Below are 15,723 nucleotides of genomic sequence, written 5' to 3' on the forward strand. Positions count from 1 at the left end.
TCACCCTCTATTTAAAAACCTCGCCTAAATGGTCTTTATAAAATGAAATAGCACGTTCATATTCTTTTACTTCCTCTACTTTCAAAACTGTTTCAAGTAATAATTTCATTGCTGATTCATGATCGTTTACGTTATATTTTGCTAATGAGAGAAACACTTTAATCACGTCATTATCCGGAAACTGCTGCAAAGCTGTTTCTAAAACTGTAATTGCTTTATCATACTCACCTATACAACGATATGTACTGCCAAGACCGATATATGCACCGCAAAGTGACTCACCATCAAGACCATTTGCAATCGCCTGTTCATAATACGGCAAAGCTTCCGTTTCAAGTCCCATTACATCATGTATCCAGGCACATTGAAACAGCACTTCGGCATCCCGCGTAAAGTTTGTTAACCCTATAAGTATCTCTCTCGATTGTGCATATTTCTTTTCATTTCTTAGTTTTATAGCTTGCTTTAATAAATGTTCCATAGAATACACTCCTCACCAATTATTCTATGTATCCAACTTGAATGGTTAATGTTCGTGTAAAAGTAAAATTCCTATTAATTAAAGTTTCGCTTACCTATATATATTATGCGGATTCATTCTTATCCAAATACTTGAAATTATAAAACAGTAATGTGATTACATAGTACTTCTAACCTTTTGACAATTTCTTTCGCTGTTTCATCTTTCCCGTTACATAACTTCCCTTTACCGTCTTCTCCAATTACGTGGTGTACCGCTCCGCGTGAATATAAAGAATGTGGTGAATTCGCAATCATTACACTTGCCTTCGCTTCTTCCATTCTTTTCTTCGCTCTTTCAAACAGTTCTTCTTCATTTATATCGCTTTCAAGTTTAAAGCCAACTAGTACCGTTTCTGGATCCCACTCTTTTATTTGTTTTAATACTTTTGGAGCCTTTTGAAAATGAATAATTGGTGCTATATCACTTGAAATTTTCCCATTCATATCAAGTACCTTACCATCTTGATCACAAATTTTATCTACAATCCAATCTGATCCAGCGGCTGCCATAATAACTGCATCTACTTTTTCATGCGTAATTATACTTTTTATTTTATCTTGTAAATCAACAATTCCTTCAAATGGATGTAATTCCAATTGATTATATATATCGTTCGGTTTTTCGGCGAAATAACCGTGTAAATATATAACATGTGCCCCTTTATTAATAAGCTCTTCGGCGATTATTCTCCCAATTGTGCCTTTCGCCATATTCGTATGCCCGCGTACTTGGTCCCATTTTTCTAAACAACCACCGCTCGTAATTAATACCTTTTTCCCCTTCATTGTAACCATCCCTTACTGATTTTTCTTACGAAACCATTCTGTTCCAAAGTCAACGATATCTCGTTGCTTCATAAGACGGCACGTTGCATTTCCTATTTTTCCATTTATTACAGTTCCCTTTCGCTCAAACTCTACGCCGATTTCTACAAACTTATCAGAATCGTAATCCATATCAACAAACTCTTTCCATACTCTTGCCCCATTCTCTATAATTGGTGCCCCTACTTTTATTAACTCACATGCACCAGTACGTACTTCAGATAAATGTACAGACGTATTGGAATCATATCCAACACCAATTAATAATACATATCCGTCTAAATCGTATATTTTTCTTAATGGAGATTCTTCTCCTAAACTCATTGATAGCGACTGATTCATCGTTATTTCATCTGCCTGCTTTCCCCATGCAGCAAAACTCCCTAATGGATGGTTACTACGTACTACATTCGGATATGTACGAAAACATTCAACTACTTTTCCCATTGCTCTTGTTGGAGTAATATGTGGCTCAAATGCCGGTACGTTTTCCCTGATAATTTGCCACCATTCTTCAGGTACAGGTGGTCTTGACCAATGTTTCGGATCAGATAAATCCGAAGATTGTGTTGGCATAATAATTGTTCCCTCTTCCGTAATAACTTCCATTAGCGCCTCTACTACCGCAACTGCTCCGCCAGATACCCAGCCAATAGAACTGAGCGAAGAATGCACAATAACCGTCATTCCTTTTTCTAACCCTAATTCTCTTAAATCATTTGTAATTGTTTTGATTGTATTTGGCAATTGTGTACTTGCCACTATGTCATTCATTTTCACGATTGTTCCCCCATTTTTTAAAACTACTACATACATATATTATCATATTTTTCTTAATTTTTAACTTAATCATTTTTATACTTATAAAATAGCGAACTATAAAAACAAATTGATTTTTAACATATACAGAAAGAGCGTTTAATTCCTCTTAAAAACGTGTAGTTTTTATCAATTAACAAAAATAACACCGAAAAAAAGAATCACATTTTATGTTAGTGATTCTTTTTCTATAAGATAACGATGCCCCATTTCAACAAAAAATGGCATATTTAATTTTAAAATGTGTTTCTTATAAATATTTTTCAATTTATGTATTTAAACCTCGAACTTCAGGAACATTTGAAGTTATTTTTGCCCTTGTAGTTGCTCTACTATAGTTTTTGCTTGTATATCAAGTCTCTGGGCCGCTTCACCAATACCATTGAATTCATGAACTGCTTGTTCTATACATGAGTAACTTTCAGTAACTCTCTTTTCTGATTGAAGGGTCCCTGCACTAATCTTTTGTACCTGTTTGGTTATATTCTCCACATTAAAGTGTACATCTGTAGTTACAGTTTTAACTTTATTTGCTAAATTACGAACTTCATTTGCAACAACATTAAAACCACTACCATAGGTACCAGCATGGGCGGCCTGAATTCCAGCATTTAAGGCCAATAAATTAGTTTGTGTGGCAATTTCATTAATCGTTTTTACCATGTCGCGTATCATATTAGTTTGTACGTTAAGCTCGTGTAATAACTTCATATTGTCATTAGTTTGTTCGACTATTTGTTTAATGGCCGCGGAAACCATATGACTACGCTTAATCCCTTCTTGCGCACGTTCCTTTAGATTTTCCGCCATCTCTTGCAATTCAAGTGTTACCTTTGCCGTCCCATTCTCACGCACAGTAATATCTGTAGCGACTTTAATAACCGCTTGAACTTTTCCATTCTTATCTACAACAGGGGCATATGTCGCTTCTAGCCATATAATTTCCCCTTGTTTAGTGATTCTCTGTATTTTCCTTTGAAATGAGACTCCATTCCGAAAATTTCTCCAAAAGATATCATATTCTGGACTTAGAGCAAACTGTGAAGTACAAAACTGACGATGATGACTGTTTAATAGTTCATCCACTTCATAGCCCATTGCATATGCAAAATTATGATTTGCCCATATTACTTTTCCATAGGGATCAAACTCAATCATAGCTAGTGAACGTTCTAATGCAGCAAGTACCTCCCCTTGATTTAATACTTGTGTACTAAGTGAAGTAGTTTTTGAAATATTATCACTCTTCATATGCTTCTCCCCATTTCAAAAAATTAAATATCATAGCATCTCCCATTAAATATACCACTATCGAATTATACTAATATTTATATAATTTGTCCCACTTTAATTAATACGCTCTTTAATAATATTTTTTTCAAAATAAAAAGAGCACTTTTAATTTCAAAGTGCTCTACCATTAATACTTTTTTTCATATATTTCTTACCCTTCAATCGTAACCCCTGTAAACATCGATAAGTTTCCCGTGATTTTCTCGCCTACACGTAAAAATAGCCCTGCGGCTCTCCCGCTAATACAGTGTGAACCAATTAATAGTTTACCAGTATACGGACCATCCCATGTGTCAATTGTATAGTCAGGCATTTCTATGTATTGCTGGTATATTTTTCGCTGTTCAAAGTAATACCCCGTTTTATCTTCAGCTATTAGTTCATCATTTTCGTAAATAGATACCCCTCCACCTTCACGGCCGTATAAAGGCTTAGAAACATATGATTCATCTCTTTCTATAAACGGCTTATTTGTAAAATATGTTGGTATGAAGTAGTTCTGAATGATTTCTCTCTCTTCTTTCTCAAAGAAAACTCCCTCTTCGAACAGTTGCCAAATTAATGCGAGTACACTTTTATTTTGCATAAGAAAAGCTGCAGGTGGATTAATGATTTTCACTCTTCCTTGCGCTATATGATCTAAAAACTGATGTCCAATTCTTTTCCCATTTTTATCGGCATCTGAAACTAAATATTCAATTGGATATAGTCTATATAAATAATGGATTCGTTCACCATTTTGCGTATATATACCATCATCTGCAACGACGATATCTTGTATGCCTATATAGTCCGTTGATTGATCTAAGCAATAGCTTCTTAAAAATTGAACTGTTTGATGATCTTCATCGTGCCAATCATAACTAGTAAAATATATCGTCTCTATAGGACTTATATTATAGTCATGTTTAATTTGTTCCCACGCCTGCACAATATGCTCTTCTATATGATTTGGGTGATTCACATCGTGATAACGGCATAACACTTCATTTGCGACAGACGGCTCTAAATAACCTGTTGGTGTATCACAATTTACTTCTATTAATTTTATATCTTCGCCATTTACGATAAAGTCAAACCTTGTAAAATATGAAAACAAACCAATATGTTTCATTCTCACAATTTCCCACGTTTCAGCTGGACATCCTAGTTTTTGAAAATATTCTGTCGTATTTACAATATATTGATACGTTCTATATAATACATACATAATTTCCTCTGTCGCTTTTGAAATTGCAGTATACGTGTTTACTGGCATACGATACATACCCGTTGCCATATATTGATTCCATTCTTCTTTCTCTAAAAGGCTCGGCCATGTAAATCCATTCCTACCAGCCTCTTCCGCAAGTGAAAACCATACTTTCATATACTCTTTCTGCTCTTGTTCTGTATACATGACTCCATTATCCTTTCGTGTTATGATCCGGCTGGTGCTTTTGCATTCCCAATTCCACTGGAACCAGAATTCACTTTTGGCGTTTGTGTCGTAGATGATTTCGGCGCATTTGTATCTGGCGTCACTTTATTTGAGGAATTTGGCTGTTGTTTATTTAAATCTACTTTATTGGAAGAGTTATTATTGTTACTGTTAGTTCCGCCGTAATAACCTCCACCACCGCTTCCACCAGTTCTACCTTGGTCTTTTTCACGATATGGAATAACATTATTTGCATACGGTTTCTTCATTATATTTGGTTTTGCTGTATAATTCATATTTGAAGTTCTGCTTGCTAATAAATATCCTGCTACGAATGGAAGTATTGGTAAATGTGAATTTTCATTATACGATGAAAATGATGGGTTATTTTCCTTGCATAACTCATCATTTTCTGCATTTTCATTAGTAGGAGTTTTATCATCACAATTTAATGTTTCTCGTTCATTTCCCTGTTTTCCACCATCTGTTTTAACAGCAGTACTTTCTTTCTGGGCCGTTTCTTCTTCATAATCGCCACAGCCTGTTAATAAAAAAGATGACACCCCAATTGAAGTAGCAATTTTTATAAATTTACTTTTATCCATTCTCATGTGTTATACACCTAATTTCTTTTATCTATATTTTTCCAGATACCTTTATTATATAATGTAATTCTTACTTTTTTCAAACTATACTCAATATGTATATTTGCATATTTTCAATGCTATCCTTCCAGATAGCATTGAAACCTTTCGACTCCCGGATACTTTTCTCCTAAACTTTTAACCAGAAAACCAATTTTCTTATAAAATTCTACTGCCTCTTTGTCTGTCTCTGCTTCTACATAAGTCAATTGATGTATTCTTAATACTTCCTTTATCATTTGCAATGCAATTCCTTTATAACGATATTTCGGAGCGACTGCTATATGGCAAATTTCCGCTTTATTTGCTCCGATTATTTCAATACCTATACAAGCTTTTTCTTCATATTTATAAAAAGTCCCTTTATTCTTTTCATAAAATAAAACTGCTTTCTTTAAGCTAGTTTCACTTGGACCAATTGCATACTGTAGTACATGTAAAATTGGATCTTTTTCAATTTGTTCAACACGCTGTAAATTCATTCTTCCATCCCTTTCTATGAAAAAAGACTAGCTCTTTATAAAAAGAGCTAATCTCATTACGCCGTTATTTTTTCTGCTTTCTTCACAACGACCGCTACATAACTATGTAGTATCATTCCGACAATAACAAGACTCATACCAATCCAAGATAAAGATGACGGAATTGGAGCAGATAGTAAGATGAGCTCTCCTACTAGCGCAAATAAAACTTCACCGGATTGTGTTGCTTCTACTGTTGCTAGTTTTTGCGGATCATCTTTTACAAGATCTGTTGCAAAGAAGAATAATACTGTCGCGATTAAACCAGAACTAACTGCTACAATAAAACATTGGAAAACTTGGCTACTTGACGGTAGCCCGCCTGTTGATACTTCATAACCAGATAGTAAAAACCAAAATGGTAAACTTGCTAATGTCATACCGAGAACTCGCTGGAATACATCTAACTCTCCTTTACAAACTTGCATCATTTTCCGGTTTCCAAGAGGATACGCAAACGCTGCAATAAGGACAGGAACTACACATAAAACAGTTTCACGAATTCCTAATGAAGAAGCATGTTCTACTTGCATGAGTACAACACCGCATAAAATAATACCCGACATAACTAATTCCTTAATTGGAAGTTTTTTATGTAATGGATCTACAGCAAAAAATGGTGTTAATAAAATTCCTGCGACGATTGTAATTTGCCATGTTGATGCAACGAGCCAACCAGGTCCAAAAGCTCCAGCAAAACTAAGTGGTGCATAGAAGAGACCAAATCCTACGATACTCCACACTAGCCATTCTTTCGGATTATTTTTCATATATTGAAAGAGTTGCTTTAAATTACCTCTATACATGACAATAAGTAAAAGCATTGGAACCATAAAGTAGTACCGTAATGAAGCACTCCAAATCCAGCTTCCACCTTCTAAGTCCATTGCCCGATTTAAAACGAAGGTAAAGGCAAAGAAAAATGATGCCAATATCCCTACTGCAATAGCTTTCATTATAAAACCCCTTATAATAGTTTTTATTAAATAACTCTCAATCTATTCGGATGCAAAATTTTTTAACAGCATATTAACTTATAAAAATAATAGTGTTTTTATTTATTATACAATATATTAAAATAAAATCAGGAGGAATCGCTACATCATTCGTTTCATAGATTCCGTTAATCGAGATGTGTATGCATTTTATATCTGCTATATGCATAATGGTTAGTGCATATCGTACCGATGAAAAGTTTTGGCTTAAGAAATAAATTAGTTATTTGGATGTGATCATATTGAAAACATATAAAATTTCCATGGTATTCACCTTATTGATGTTAGCTGCAGGACTTTCTTTTCTATTCATTTGTATTTTAGCTTTAATAGATGAATTTTTCTTCCTTGGTATTCTAATCTTAATCATCCCAGGCATTTTTATATACTATGGTTTTTATCTTTTGAAAAAAAGAAAAGAGAATACCGGTTTTTATTGGGATGATGAAGGTATTATAATTGATTTAGATGGGAGTAAAGTTTATTGGTATGAGATAGAAGATATTGTATACAGCGGTTTCCCAGAAACAAAAGCGACTGTAATTTCCACTCACTATACTCATCACGAAAATATAAGAATACGCCATAAAAAATGGCAACCTACAATTTCGCATATAATTTACTGGTATTTAATGGCGCAACCAAAAGACTACCATAAAAATTTGATGTTAACTTGGGAAGAAAAGAAAAAAAAGCCAATTTAAAATGAACTCCCCCTAATCTATTAATTACGGGGAGTTTTTCACACTTACATTTAGATTATATGTAGTTGATATTCTTTGTACAATTTTCTCAACCGACTAATATGAGCTTGATGGTACCGATTATGATCGGCTATATGCCATATCCCCCACCTTATAGTTGCATTTTCTCCCATTTCATAAAAAACTTCCCTTGTTAAATCAGTTTCTGTTAGTTTCATACATTCCTCATATAACATACGTTGCACAGCTTCATAATCTTGCATTAATTGTTGCAGAGTCTGTTTTCTTAAACTTGGCAGTTTTCCTACTTCATTTAACATAGGTCCATATATTTTTTCAAGTGCCAGTGGAACTGCTTCTCTTTTTAAGCGATACACCCAATGTAAATCAACAACTGATAAATGTTGAAGTAGTTGTCCGATGTTATTTTCATTATTTTCTGCCCCTTTAAAAAACAGTTCCTTCTCATCAGTACCTTCTACTAACTTTTGCAATCGTTTATATGTATCTGTAACCATCGCATACAAAATCGCTACTTGTGGGTTCATATTTTTGTCTAAATGGAGATCTTTCATACTAAACTCCCTTTCTTACAAGAATAACACCATATATTCATCGTCACTATATACACCGTTCATTTTTAAAGCTCTTTTTTCGATTCCATACGTTTGAAAGCCCATTGATTCGTATAATTTTTTTGCTGGTTCGTTTGTGGACACAACACCTAGATTTAATTGTTCCAAATTCATTTCACTTGCCCTTTCAATTGCCTTACGTATTAACTCACGTGCAAGGCCACTTCTTCGATTACTTGCATCTACATACATCGCAACGATATGACCTTTATGTTTATACGCCTCTTTCTCTTCTGTTAGTAAAGTGACAACTCCAACTAATTGTTGATCCTCATTAAAAGCACCAAATGTACAGCTAGTATTAGCTGTTAAATTACTTTCCACTCGCTTAATCGGATTTTGCTGGCGAATTGCCTCTTCATAAGTTGTTACAAATGCCTCTGGATTTACTTGTAATGCTTGTAAACGTAACTCCCAATATTGTTTCGCATCTTCTTTCGTAAGTAATCGGATCATACTATTCCAGCCCCTTTAAGTTAACATAATATTTTTATAAACCACTATTTAATGATTCGTATTCTTCTCTTAACATACTATAACGATAACGATGAATGAACTTCCCTTGACGTAATCGATCATTTCTCATTAGCCCTTCACAAACAAAACCAGCCTTTTCATAACTCTTTCTAGCTTGAAAATTATCTTCATCTACACGTAGCCAAACTTTTTCTAATTCAAATTCATAGAATGCTAGATGTAACATACTATATAGAGCCGCTATTCCATACCCTTTACCCCAGTATTCTTTATTACCAATCGCGATTCCCAGTTCTGCATTTTGATTTGTTTTATCAAAATTTTTAAGATTTATCCATCCAATATGTATGCCATTCTCTGCAGTGATTGCTCTTTGTTCATAGCCATTTTTCCGATTTATACATGCTTCAATCCATTTTTTCGTTTCTTCACGAGTAAACGGTGGATATTGATCTGGTACAACTAGATGTTTTGTTACTTTTGTATCTAATGACCATTGATAACGACTTTCTACATCATCTAGTGTCAGTTCTCTTAATTGAACGAATGGTACATTCATTGTGCTATCCCCTTTTTATTTTCCTATAGAAAACCCTTCGAACATCCTTCCTCCATACTGTTCTAGCGTTTTTTCTACAAAAGTAATTAATTTACTTTTCTCTCCCGTTGTATAAAAATGATCAAACGCCGCTACAAATTGATCTGCATATTGTTCATCATATCTTCTAAGTACCCTTATAAACCATTTTGAATTTCCGAGCCATTTACCATTTACTCTTAATACATATTCATGTACTAAATCAGCTAATAAATTCGCGATAAACAATTCTTCTTCTCTTTTTGTCGCCCCGATAAAGTCATCCAAAGTATCCGTAATAAAATATCGCTTCTGCTTCATCATTTCTTCAGTCCATTTAGCTGGTCCTTTATTTAGTAAATCATTTGCTTCTCTTTTTAATTCCTCAACAATTTCATTTTCACCTTTTAATACAATTCCCTCTGAAACTAATTGTGGCAATGAGGGTCTTCCACGATCACAATCCATTTTAAAAAAGGTTTTATACGTTTCAAAATTATGTACAAACACCTCAACGGGCCATCCATTACTATAAAAAGATTCTCTATAACAAGATGACAAACTACGATCTATTATTACAATGTCCAAATCAGATGTTTTTGTCGCTTCCCCTCGTACAACACTTCCTCCCAGTAAAGCTACATCACAATTCGGAAATTGTGATGTAATGATGTTTTGTGCCGCTTCCATTGGTTTCATAGCCGTTCTCCTATTCTTATTTCACTTTCTTTTGTTCAGCTCTTTCTTTTGTTTTTTTAATATAGGCTTCTGCATCAGGTGTTTTACATGACGTTGCTCCGTGATCAACCTTTACTTTTCCAATTTCACGTGCAATTTCAATCGCTGTTTGCTCTAAGTCTTCATTACGAATTCCTATCGCAATTAATGCACTATTCATCGCTTCTTTTTTTCTATTTTTTTCATTATGTATATTTACTTTAATTTCTTCTAAATACGGAGAGAAGAAATCATCTTGTAACGTTTTATTTTTAATCGCTATATTTGCTAATAACGACCAGCCTGCTCTTCCAATCCATTCATCATCAGACTTTGTCCATTCTTCCATTCTTTCTATCGCGATTGGGGACGTACAAATAGCGGTCATCAAAACGTCCATTAAACAATAATAATCAACTTCCTGTACCCATTTATTTAGTTGTGCTGTCGTAACTTTCTTCGGATCTAAAATCATAGTCGCTAAAGTCATTGCATCCATATTTTTTGTTTCCCATAATAAAATCGCTAAATCATGATCTTTTTTTATCTTCTTTTTTAACAATTTTAAATTGGCAAAACTAACTCCAAATAACGGCTCTTTTGCCCCATGATTTTTAAAGATCTTACGATTTTGTCCTGTTCCATATTCCTCTAGTTGCTGCATTACTTCTTCAAGTAACATATGCCCACCTCTTTTATATTTTGTTGACTCCACATATGTATGTACGTTATATTCTACATTATTTTCTTGTTTTCCTATATTTATTTTTTAAGTTCGGTAAATGAAATTTTACAAACGTGCTTTTAAGCAACAGACACTCTTTTTACTAGCATAATCCCCCACTAGCACACTCATTGGATTTACCATATATGGATACACAAATTACATGCATTCTCATTCAATTCTCGTTTCATTTTAGTCACCTGTAAAACATTGAAATCTTGCATACTTTTGACCAAACTTTTTTGTGCTTGTAAAAAAGTTTTTTTGCAATTACCGCCCTATAATTGCTAATATAGTAGAGTAGAACTTTTATAGAGAGAAGGAAAATTATGCACAATGGAATTCGAATGACAACTTTAGTAAAAAGGGCTATGTTGATTTGCGCGGGGATATTATTTACATACGAAGCAACTTTAGGATCAACACATACTGCTCTAGCAAGTACAGAGGATGAAACAAAATCTGTTCAACTTGTAAGTGAAATTCAATCATCTCTTGCACCGAAAGAAGCTCCAAAACAATATAACGGGCAAGTTAGAAAAGTCGCTTACTTAACATTTGATGATGGTCCTGGAAAATACACAGCCGAGCTTTTAGATATGTTAAAGAAAGAAAATGCAAAAGCAACATTCTTCCTAATCGGTTCAAATGTAAAAGCATTCCCAGAACTTGTAAAACGTGAAGATGCTGAAGGCCACTATGTTGGGATGCACAGTATGACTCATAACTACAAGAAGCTTTACACTGAAGGTCATTACGTAGATGAAATGAAGGAAGACCAAGGCTTAATTGCTGGCGTTCTTGGTAAATCGCCAGTATTAACTCGCCCATCTTACGGCTCAATGCCAGGGTTAAATGAAGCACTTCGCAACAAAGTTGTCGAAAACGGGTTAAAAGTTTGGGATTGGACAATTGATTCTTTAGACTGGACATACAACAAAATGCCTGTTGATGCTGCATCAGCTAAAATTGTACAAAACGTTGTAAATGGAGCTGACAAGCCAACAGAAGTTATTCTAATGCACGATATTCATCCACAATCCGTTAAAGCAGTACCTGGAATTATTAAAGGACTGAAAGAAAAAGGATATGAATTAGAAAGTTATAATGAGAACGAACACTTCCCATTAAACTTCTGGCACGATAATCGTATGTAATGTGAAAGACTCTATTTCCTCTAGTAGGTTATTGAGTCTTTTTTATCGTATTGGGAAATTTCTTTACATAGAAAACCTATACAAGATTTCACGGTATTAATAATATAAGTCTCTTCCTTTTAGTAAAAAACAATCAAATAAATGTAACTTTAAAACATGTCATGCTATACTATAGCCTAGTTTAAAATAAGTAGGTGTCATATGATAGTTTATACAGTTCAAGCTGAAGCAGCATGGAAACAATTTAAAAAACTTGGTTATTTAGAAGGAAGTAAAGAAAACATCGATCCCGATTTTATATATTCATACGATTGGATGGTACGTGTAGCTAAAAAAAGGTTACACCACTACGAAGGTAACTATCCTATTTGGGTCTGGGAAGCAAATAATTATCCAAACCGAAATCATAAAGCTTGGGGTAGAAAAAATTCAAAAATGGTAATTTTAACACTTGACGTACCGAACGAATGGATACTATGGAGTGATATTAGTTATTGGTGTTGTGCCATGGGTGATAGTTCTCAGTATTTTCATCAAACAAATAAACCAACATTAGAAGAATGGTTTACCTTTATGGATAAAGAGTACGGATTAATATTCGACTTCGACTATTTATTATCTCATCCTGATTGGTATAAAGGTAAAGAGGCTTCATTAGAAAAACAAGGTGTTATCGGCAAAATCCCCCTTTCCTTCGTAAAAAAAGTAAGACGTTTTCGTGCTAAGGAAGATAAATCTATTAATGAAATCAGAAGTGATAACTGGGATAATAGAAAAGAAAACCGTATCAAAAAGATGAATCGAAAATTAAGAAAAAGAAACGAAAAGCAAAAAAGATTGCAAAAGCGACTTATACGGAATTAAAACATATATATCAAAATACAGTAAGAAATTATGGATTGAATATACAAATTCAATCCTATTTTTATATTATCAACACTTTAGCACATATTACTCTTAAGGAGTGATGTGTATATGGATTTCTTTTCAGCCGAATATTTGTCTGCCCTACTTGCCATCATTGTAATTGATTTAGTGTTAGCTGGGGATAATGCCATTGTAATTGGATTAGCAGCAAGGCGATTACCGAAAGATCAGCAAAAGAAAGTGATTATATGGGGAACTATCGGGGCAATCGCGATTAGAGCCCTCGCTACCTTAATTGTCGTTTGGTTATTAAAAATACCAGGGCTACTTCTAATTGGTGGTGTACTCCTTATATGGATTGCATACAAGTTAATTGCTGAAGGCAAAGATCATGATATTAAAGCAGAAGAAGGATTTTGGTCTGCTATTAAAACCATTATCATTGCTGATGCATTAATGGGTATTGATAATGTGCTCGCTGTTGCAGGAGCTGCGCATGGTAATTTTTCTTTAGTCATCATCGGACTATTAGTATCCATTCCAGTCGTAGTATGGGGTAGTACATTAATTTTAAAATGGGTGGACCGATTCCCTGTCATCATTACAATTGGAGCAGCTGTTTTAGCTTATACTGCCGCGAAAATGATTGTAGATGAGAAATGGTTCGCTGGATTTTTCGAAAGTAACCCTTTCATAAAATGGGCCTTTATCATTATTATCATTGCCGGTGTAGTATTCTTTGGAAAGATGAAACAAAAAAAGAAAGATGTTTCTATATCATAACAACGTTATATGTACAAACAAAAGCGCTACTCATAGGAGTAGCGCTCTTTAATATTTATTTCGTTTCTCCGTCTTCAGTCGTCTTTACCTTCGTTTTATTTTTATCACGATGGTTATAGTTGTACTTCGAACGATCTACCGGTGTAAATCCTTCCGGTGTATAGAATCGTAATAAGTCACCGTTTACGACTTGGTCAGAGTATTTCAGTGATTTTTGAACCATTTGTTCATTTTGTTTTACTTCGTCTGTTAATTCAACAGGGTTACCAGTCGCTGTATCATAGTATTTGCCGTTCAGTGCAGTAACCGTTGGACTTACGAAGTTACCGTTACGGAATGGAACAACTTGTTTATGCTCTGGTGATAATAAATCTGATCCAAACTGGACATAATTTTTCGTATCTGTACCTAGTAAGTGTAATAGTGTCGGAAGAACATCAATTTCTCCGCCGTATTGATGTTGTACGCCACCCTTCATTCCTGGAACACGAATGATTAATGGTACACGTTGCAGTTGTGCATTTTCAAATGAGTTCATTTCTTTACCCATTATTTGAGACATTGCTGCGCCATGATTATCAGAAATACCGTAATGGTCACCGTACATAACGATAATTGAGTTATCGTATAAACCAGATTGTTTCAAGTAATCCAAGAATCCTTTTACAGACTCATCTAAATAACGTGCTGTTTGGAAATACGTGTCTACTGATGAATCGCCTGTTTTAGCTGGTTCAATCGTCGCTTCCTCTTTATCAATCGGATAAGGGAAATGGTTTGATAACGTAATGAACTTCGTATAGAACGGTTGTTTCAATGTTTGTAATAATGGAATGGATTCGTTAAAGAACGGTTTATCTTTTAATCCATAGTTTACTACATCTTTTTCGTTCATATCGTAGTATGACGCATCAAAGAATTTATTAAAACCAAATGATTTATAAATCTCGTCACGGTTCCAGAATGTTTTATAGTTACCGTGGAACACTGCTGATGTGTATCCTTGTTGACCTAAAATAGCTGGTGCTGATTGAAACGTGTTATGAGCTTTATTTGTAAAAACAGATCCTTGTGGTAATCCAAACATTGAGTTTTCTAGCATGAACTCCGCATCAGATGTTTTACCTTGTCCTGTTTGATGGAAGAAGTTATCAAAGTATAACGTATTCGCATCTTTTGTAAATGAATTTAAGAACGGTGTAACTTCTTGCCCATTTAATTTATAATCGATTAAAAAGTTTTGAAATGACTCTAAATGAATATAAATTACGTTCATTCCTTTTCCTTTACCAAAGTACTCAGGATTTGGACTTGCATATGTTGATGCAAGATAATTTCTAACCTCAGTCATATTATCTCCATCAGCTAACGCACGTTCTGTTGATGCTTTCGCACTTTGAATGCCATCATAAATCGTATAGTTGTATGCCCCTAAATATTTCACAATATAATTACGGTCAAATGTTCTTGTTAATAATTCAGGTCGATCGGATTCTGCAAGACCTAAGTTAATGCTGAATAATAAAATACCTGCTACAAATACTAGTGATAATTTATGCTTTGCAACACGGATAGGTTTTGGACTTGCAAATTTTGTTGCTACTAAAACAATTAAAATGATTGTATCTAAGAAATATAGTGGATCATATGCGTGTAGTAATGCAAAAATACTACCGCCTAAATCTCCAAAGTTATTCGTTTGTGTTAACGTCGGGAACGTAATAAAGTCGCTGAAAAAGCGATAATATACTACGTTTGCGTATAAAAGTATAGACATTAACAAATTAATAACAATTAACCAAATGTAAGCACGTTTCCCCTTTGCAAATAATGCGAGCCCTAAAAATAGAACTGCTGAGCTTAACGGGTTGAAAAACAGTAAAAACTTTTGGATTGTGTTGGATATCCCTAAATTAAATTCTGTCACATATGCTGCATATGTTTTTAACCAGAATAAAACAACGGCAAACACAAAAAATCCAAAGTGATTGCTTAACACACTTTTGCTCTTTAATAAGAACTTTTTCATCTCTCCACCTCTTT

The 15,723-nt window shown here is 34.2% G+C and carries 18 protein-coding genes; 4 read left to right on the plus strand and 14 right to left on the minus strand.

Annotation, left to right across the window (positions count from 1 at the left end):
* Window positions 1-7 precede the first annotated feature (7 nt).
* The 8 genes from MHB74_RS14180 to MHB74_RS14215 form a co-directional block, all read right to left on the minus strand.
* Window positions 8-481 carry a tetratricopeptide repeat protein gene (locus MHB74_RS14180; protein WP_061679646.1) on the minus strand — a complete coding sequence of 158 codons (474 nt, stop codon included), beginning with the start codon at window positions 479-481 and terminating at the stop codon, window positions 8-10.
* 137 nt (window positions 482-618) lie between these two features.
* Complete coding sequence (locus MHB74_RS14185) at window positions 619-1,308, minus strand: phosphopantothenoylcysteine decarboxylase domain-containing protein (protein ID WP_061679645.1); 690 nt, start codon at window positions 1,306-1,308, stop codon at window positions 619-621.
* A 12-nt stretch (window positions 1,309-1,320) separates the two neighbouring features.
* Window positions 1,321-2,121 carry a BA2930 family N-acetyltransferase gene (gene aacC / locus MHB74_RS14190; RefSeq protein WP_141658089.1) on the minus strand — a complete coding sequence of 267 codons (801 nt, stop codon included), beginning with the start codon at window positions 2,119-2,121 and terminating at the stop codon, window positions 1,321-1,323.
* Window positions 2,122-2,472: 351 nt separating this feature from the next.
* Window positions 2,473-3,417 (minus strand): methyl-accepting chemotaxis protein, encoded by a 945-nt coding sequence (locus tag MHB74_RS14195; protein WP_061679643.1) that lies wholly within the window; start codon window positions 3,415-3,417, stop codon window positions 2,473-2,475.
* A 193-nt stretch (window positions 3,418-3,610) separates the two neighbouring features.
* On the minus strand, window positions 3,611-4,858 hold the full coding sequence (locus tag MHB74_RS14200; RefSeq protein WP_061679642.1) for a glutathionylspermidine synthase family protein: 1,248 nt from the start codon (window positions 4,856-4,858) through the stop codon (window positions 3,611-3,613).
* Between the two features lie 20 nt (window positions 4,859-4,878).
* Complete coding sequence (locus MHB74_RS14205; RefSeq protein WP_061679641.1) at window positions 4,879-5,490, minus strand: hypothetical protein; 612 nt, start codon at window positions 5,488-5,490, stop codon at window positions 4,879-4,881.
* 113 nt (window positions 5,491-5,603) lie between these two features.
* Window positions 5,604-6,005: a GNAT family N-acetyltransferase gene (locus MHB74_RS14210; RefSeq protein ID WP_061679640.1), complete on the minus strand. Its 402-nt coding sequence runs from the start codon at window positions 6,003-6,005 to the stop codon at window positions 5,604-5,606.
* A gap of 56 nt (window positions 6,006-6,061) precedes the next feature.
* Window positions 6,062-7,000: a DMT family transporter gene (locus MHB74_RS14215; protein WP_061679639.1), complete on the minus strand. Its 939-nt coding sequence runs from the start codon at window positions 6,998-7,000 to the stop codon at window positions 6,062-6,064.
* Window positions 7,001-7,272: 272 nt separating this feature from the next.
* Here MHB74_RS14215 and MHB74_RS14220 point away from each other — a divergent pair, with 272 nt between their 5' ends.
* A complete protein-coding gene (locus tag MHB74_RS14220; RefSeq protein WP_257144663.1) occupies window positions 7,273-7,743 on the plus strand; it encodes a hypothetical protein in 471 nt (156 codons plus the stop codon).
* 50 nt (window positions 7,744-7,793) lie between these two features.
* Here MHB74_RS14220 and MHB74_RS14225 read toward each other — a convergent pair whose 3' ends face one another.
* The 5 genes from MHB74_RS14225 to MHB74_RS14245 are packed head-to-tail and all read right to left on the minus strand — an operon-like array spanning window position 7,794 to window position 10,831.
* On the minus strand, window positions 7,794-8,318 hold the full coding sequence (locus MHB74_RS14225; protein WP_061679637.1) for a DinB family protein: 525 nt from the start codon (window positions 8,316-8,318) through the stop codon (window positions 7,794-7,796).
* A gap of 15 nt (window positions 8,319-8,333) precedes the next feature.
* The gene (locus tag MHB74_RS14230) at window positions 8,334-8,834 is read right to left on the minus strand and encodes a GNAT family N-acetyltransferase (protein ID WP_061679636.1); all 501 of its coding nucleotides are present in this window, start codon (window positions 8,832-8,834) and stop codon (window positions 8,334-8,336) included.
* Between the two features lie 34 nt (window positions 8,835-8,868).
* Window positions 8,869-9,414, minus strand: a complete 546-nt coding sequence (locus MHB74_RS14235) for a GNAT family N-acetyltransferase (RefSeq protein ID WP_061679635.1) — start codon at window positions 9,412-9,414, stop codon at window positions 8,869-8,871.
* Between the two features lie 15 nt (window positions 9,415-9,429).
* A complete protein-coding gene (locus MHB74_RS14240; protein WP_061679634.1) occupies window positions 9,430-10,131 on the minus strand; it encodes a nucleotidyltransferase domain-containing protein in 702 nt (233 codons plus the stop codon).
* A 16-nt stretch (window positions 10,132-10,147) separates the two neighbouring features.
* Entirely contained in the window at window positions 10,148-10,831 is a 684-nt protein-coding gene (locus tag MHB74_RS14245; protein ID WP_061679633.1) for a DNA alkylation repair protein, read from the minus strand.
* 371 nt (window positions 10,832-11,202) lie between these two features.
* Between MHB74_RS14245 and MHB74_RS14250 the strand changes: the two genes are divergently transcribed.
* From MHB74_RS14250 to MHB74_RS14260, 3 genes are all read left to right on the plus strand, one after another.
* A complete protein-coding gene (locus MHB74_RS14250; RefSeq protein WP_061679632.1) occupies window positions 11,203-12,030 on the plus strand; it encodes a peptidoglycan-N-acetylglucosamine deacetylase in 828 nt (275 codons plus the stop codon).
* A gap of 201 nt (window positions 12,031-12,231) precedes the next feature.
* Window positions 12,232-12,894: a DUF3841 domain-containing protein gene (locus tag MHB74_RS14255; protein WP_061679631.1), complete on the plus strand. Its 663-nt coding sequence runs from the start codon at window positions 12,232-12,234 to the stop codon at window positions 12,892-12,894.
* A gap of 111 nt (window positions 12,895-13,005) precedes the next feature.
* Window positions 13,006-13,680, plus strand: coding sequence for a TerC family protein (locus MHB74_RS14260; protein WP_061679630.1), 675 nt, complete (start codon window positions 13,006-13,008; stop codon window positions 13,678-13,680).
* 55 nt (window positions 13,681-13,735) lie between these two features.
* On the opposite strand, the gene MHB74_RS14265 is transcribed toward MHB74_RS14260, so the two are convergent.
* Entirely contained in the window at window positions 13,736-15,709 is a 1,974-nt protein-coding gene (locus MHB74_RS14265; protein ID WP_061679832.1) for an LTA synthase family protein, read from the minus strand.
* Between the last annotated feature and the right edge of the window lie 14 nt (window positions 15,710-15,723).

Origin of the sequence: Bacillus sp. FSL K6-0069, from assembly GCF_038007785.1 — a bacterium.
Classification (GTDB): Bacteria; Bacillota; Bacilli; order Bacillales; family Bacillaceae_G; genus Bacillus_A; species Bacillus_A mobilis.

Coding starts and splice junctions, on each gene's coding strand:
- MHB74_RS14180 (WP_061679646.1), bottom strand. CDS start 481: ATGGAACATTTATTAAAGCAAGCTATAAAACTAAGAAATGAAAAGAAA.
- MHB74_RS14185 (WP_061679645.1), bottom strand. CDS start 1,308: ATGAAGGGGAAAAAGGTATTAATTACGAGCGGTGGTTGTTTAGAAAAA.
- aacC (WP_141658089.1), bottom strand. CDS start 2,121: ATGAATGACATAGTGGCAAGTACACAATTGCCAAATACAATCAAAACA.
- MHB74_RS14195 (WP_061679643.1), bottom strand. CDS start 3,417: ATGAAGAGTGATAATATTTCAAAAACTACTTCACTTAGTACACAAGTA.
- MHB74_RS14200 (WP_061679642.1), bottom strand. CDS start 4,858: ATGTATACAGAACAAGAGCAGAAAGAGTATATGAAAGTATGGTTTTCA.
- MHB74_RS14205 (WP_061679641.1), bottom strand. CDS start 5,490: ATGAGAATGGATAAAAGTAAATTTATAAAAATTGCTACTTCAATTGGG.
- MHB74_RS14210 (WP_061679640.1), bottom strand. CDS start 6,005: ATGAATTTACAGCGTGTTGAACAAATTGAAAAAGATCCAATTTTACAT.
- MHB74_RS14215 (WP_061679639.1), bottom strand. CDS start 7,000: ATGAAAGCTATTGCAGTAGGGATATTGGCATCATTTTTCTTTGCCTTT.
- MHB74_RS14225 (WP_061679637.1), bottom strand. CDS start 8,318: ATGAAAGATCTCCATTTAGACAAAAATATGAACCCACAAGTAGCGATT.
- MHB74_RS14230 (WP_061679636.1), bottom strand. CDS start 8,834: ATGATCCGATTACTTACGAAAGAAGATGCGAAACAATATTGGGAGTTA.
- MHB74_RS14235 (WP_061679635.1), bottom strand. CDS start 9,414: ATGAATGTACCATTCGTTCAATTAAGAGAACTGACACTAGATGATGTA.
- MHB74_RS14240 (WP_061679634.1), bottom strand. CDS start 10,131: ATGAAACCAATGGAAGCGGCACAAAACATCATTACATCACAATTTCCG.
- MHB74_RS14245 (WP_061679633.1), bottom strand. CDS start 10,831: ATGTTACTTGAAGAAGTAATGCAGCAACTAGAGGAATATGGAACAGGA.
- MHB74_RS14250 (WP_061679632.1), top strand. CDS start 11,203: ATGCACAATGGAATTCGAATGACAACTTTAGTAAAAAGGGCTATGTTG.
- MHB74_RS14255 (WP_061679631.1), top strand. CDS start 12,232: ATGATAGTTTATACAGTTCAAGCTGAAGCAGCATGGAAACAATTTAAA.
- MHB74_RS14260 (WP_061679630.1), top strand. CDS start 13,006: ATGGATTTCTTTTCAGCCGAATATTTGTCTGCCCTACTTGCCATCATT.
- MHB74_RS14265 (WP_061679832.1), bottom strand. CDS start 15,709: ATGAAAAAGTTCTTATTAAAGAGCAAAAGTGTGTTAAGCAATCACTTT.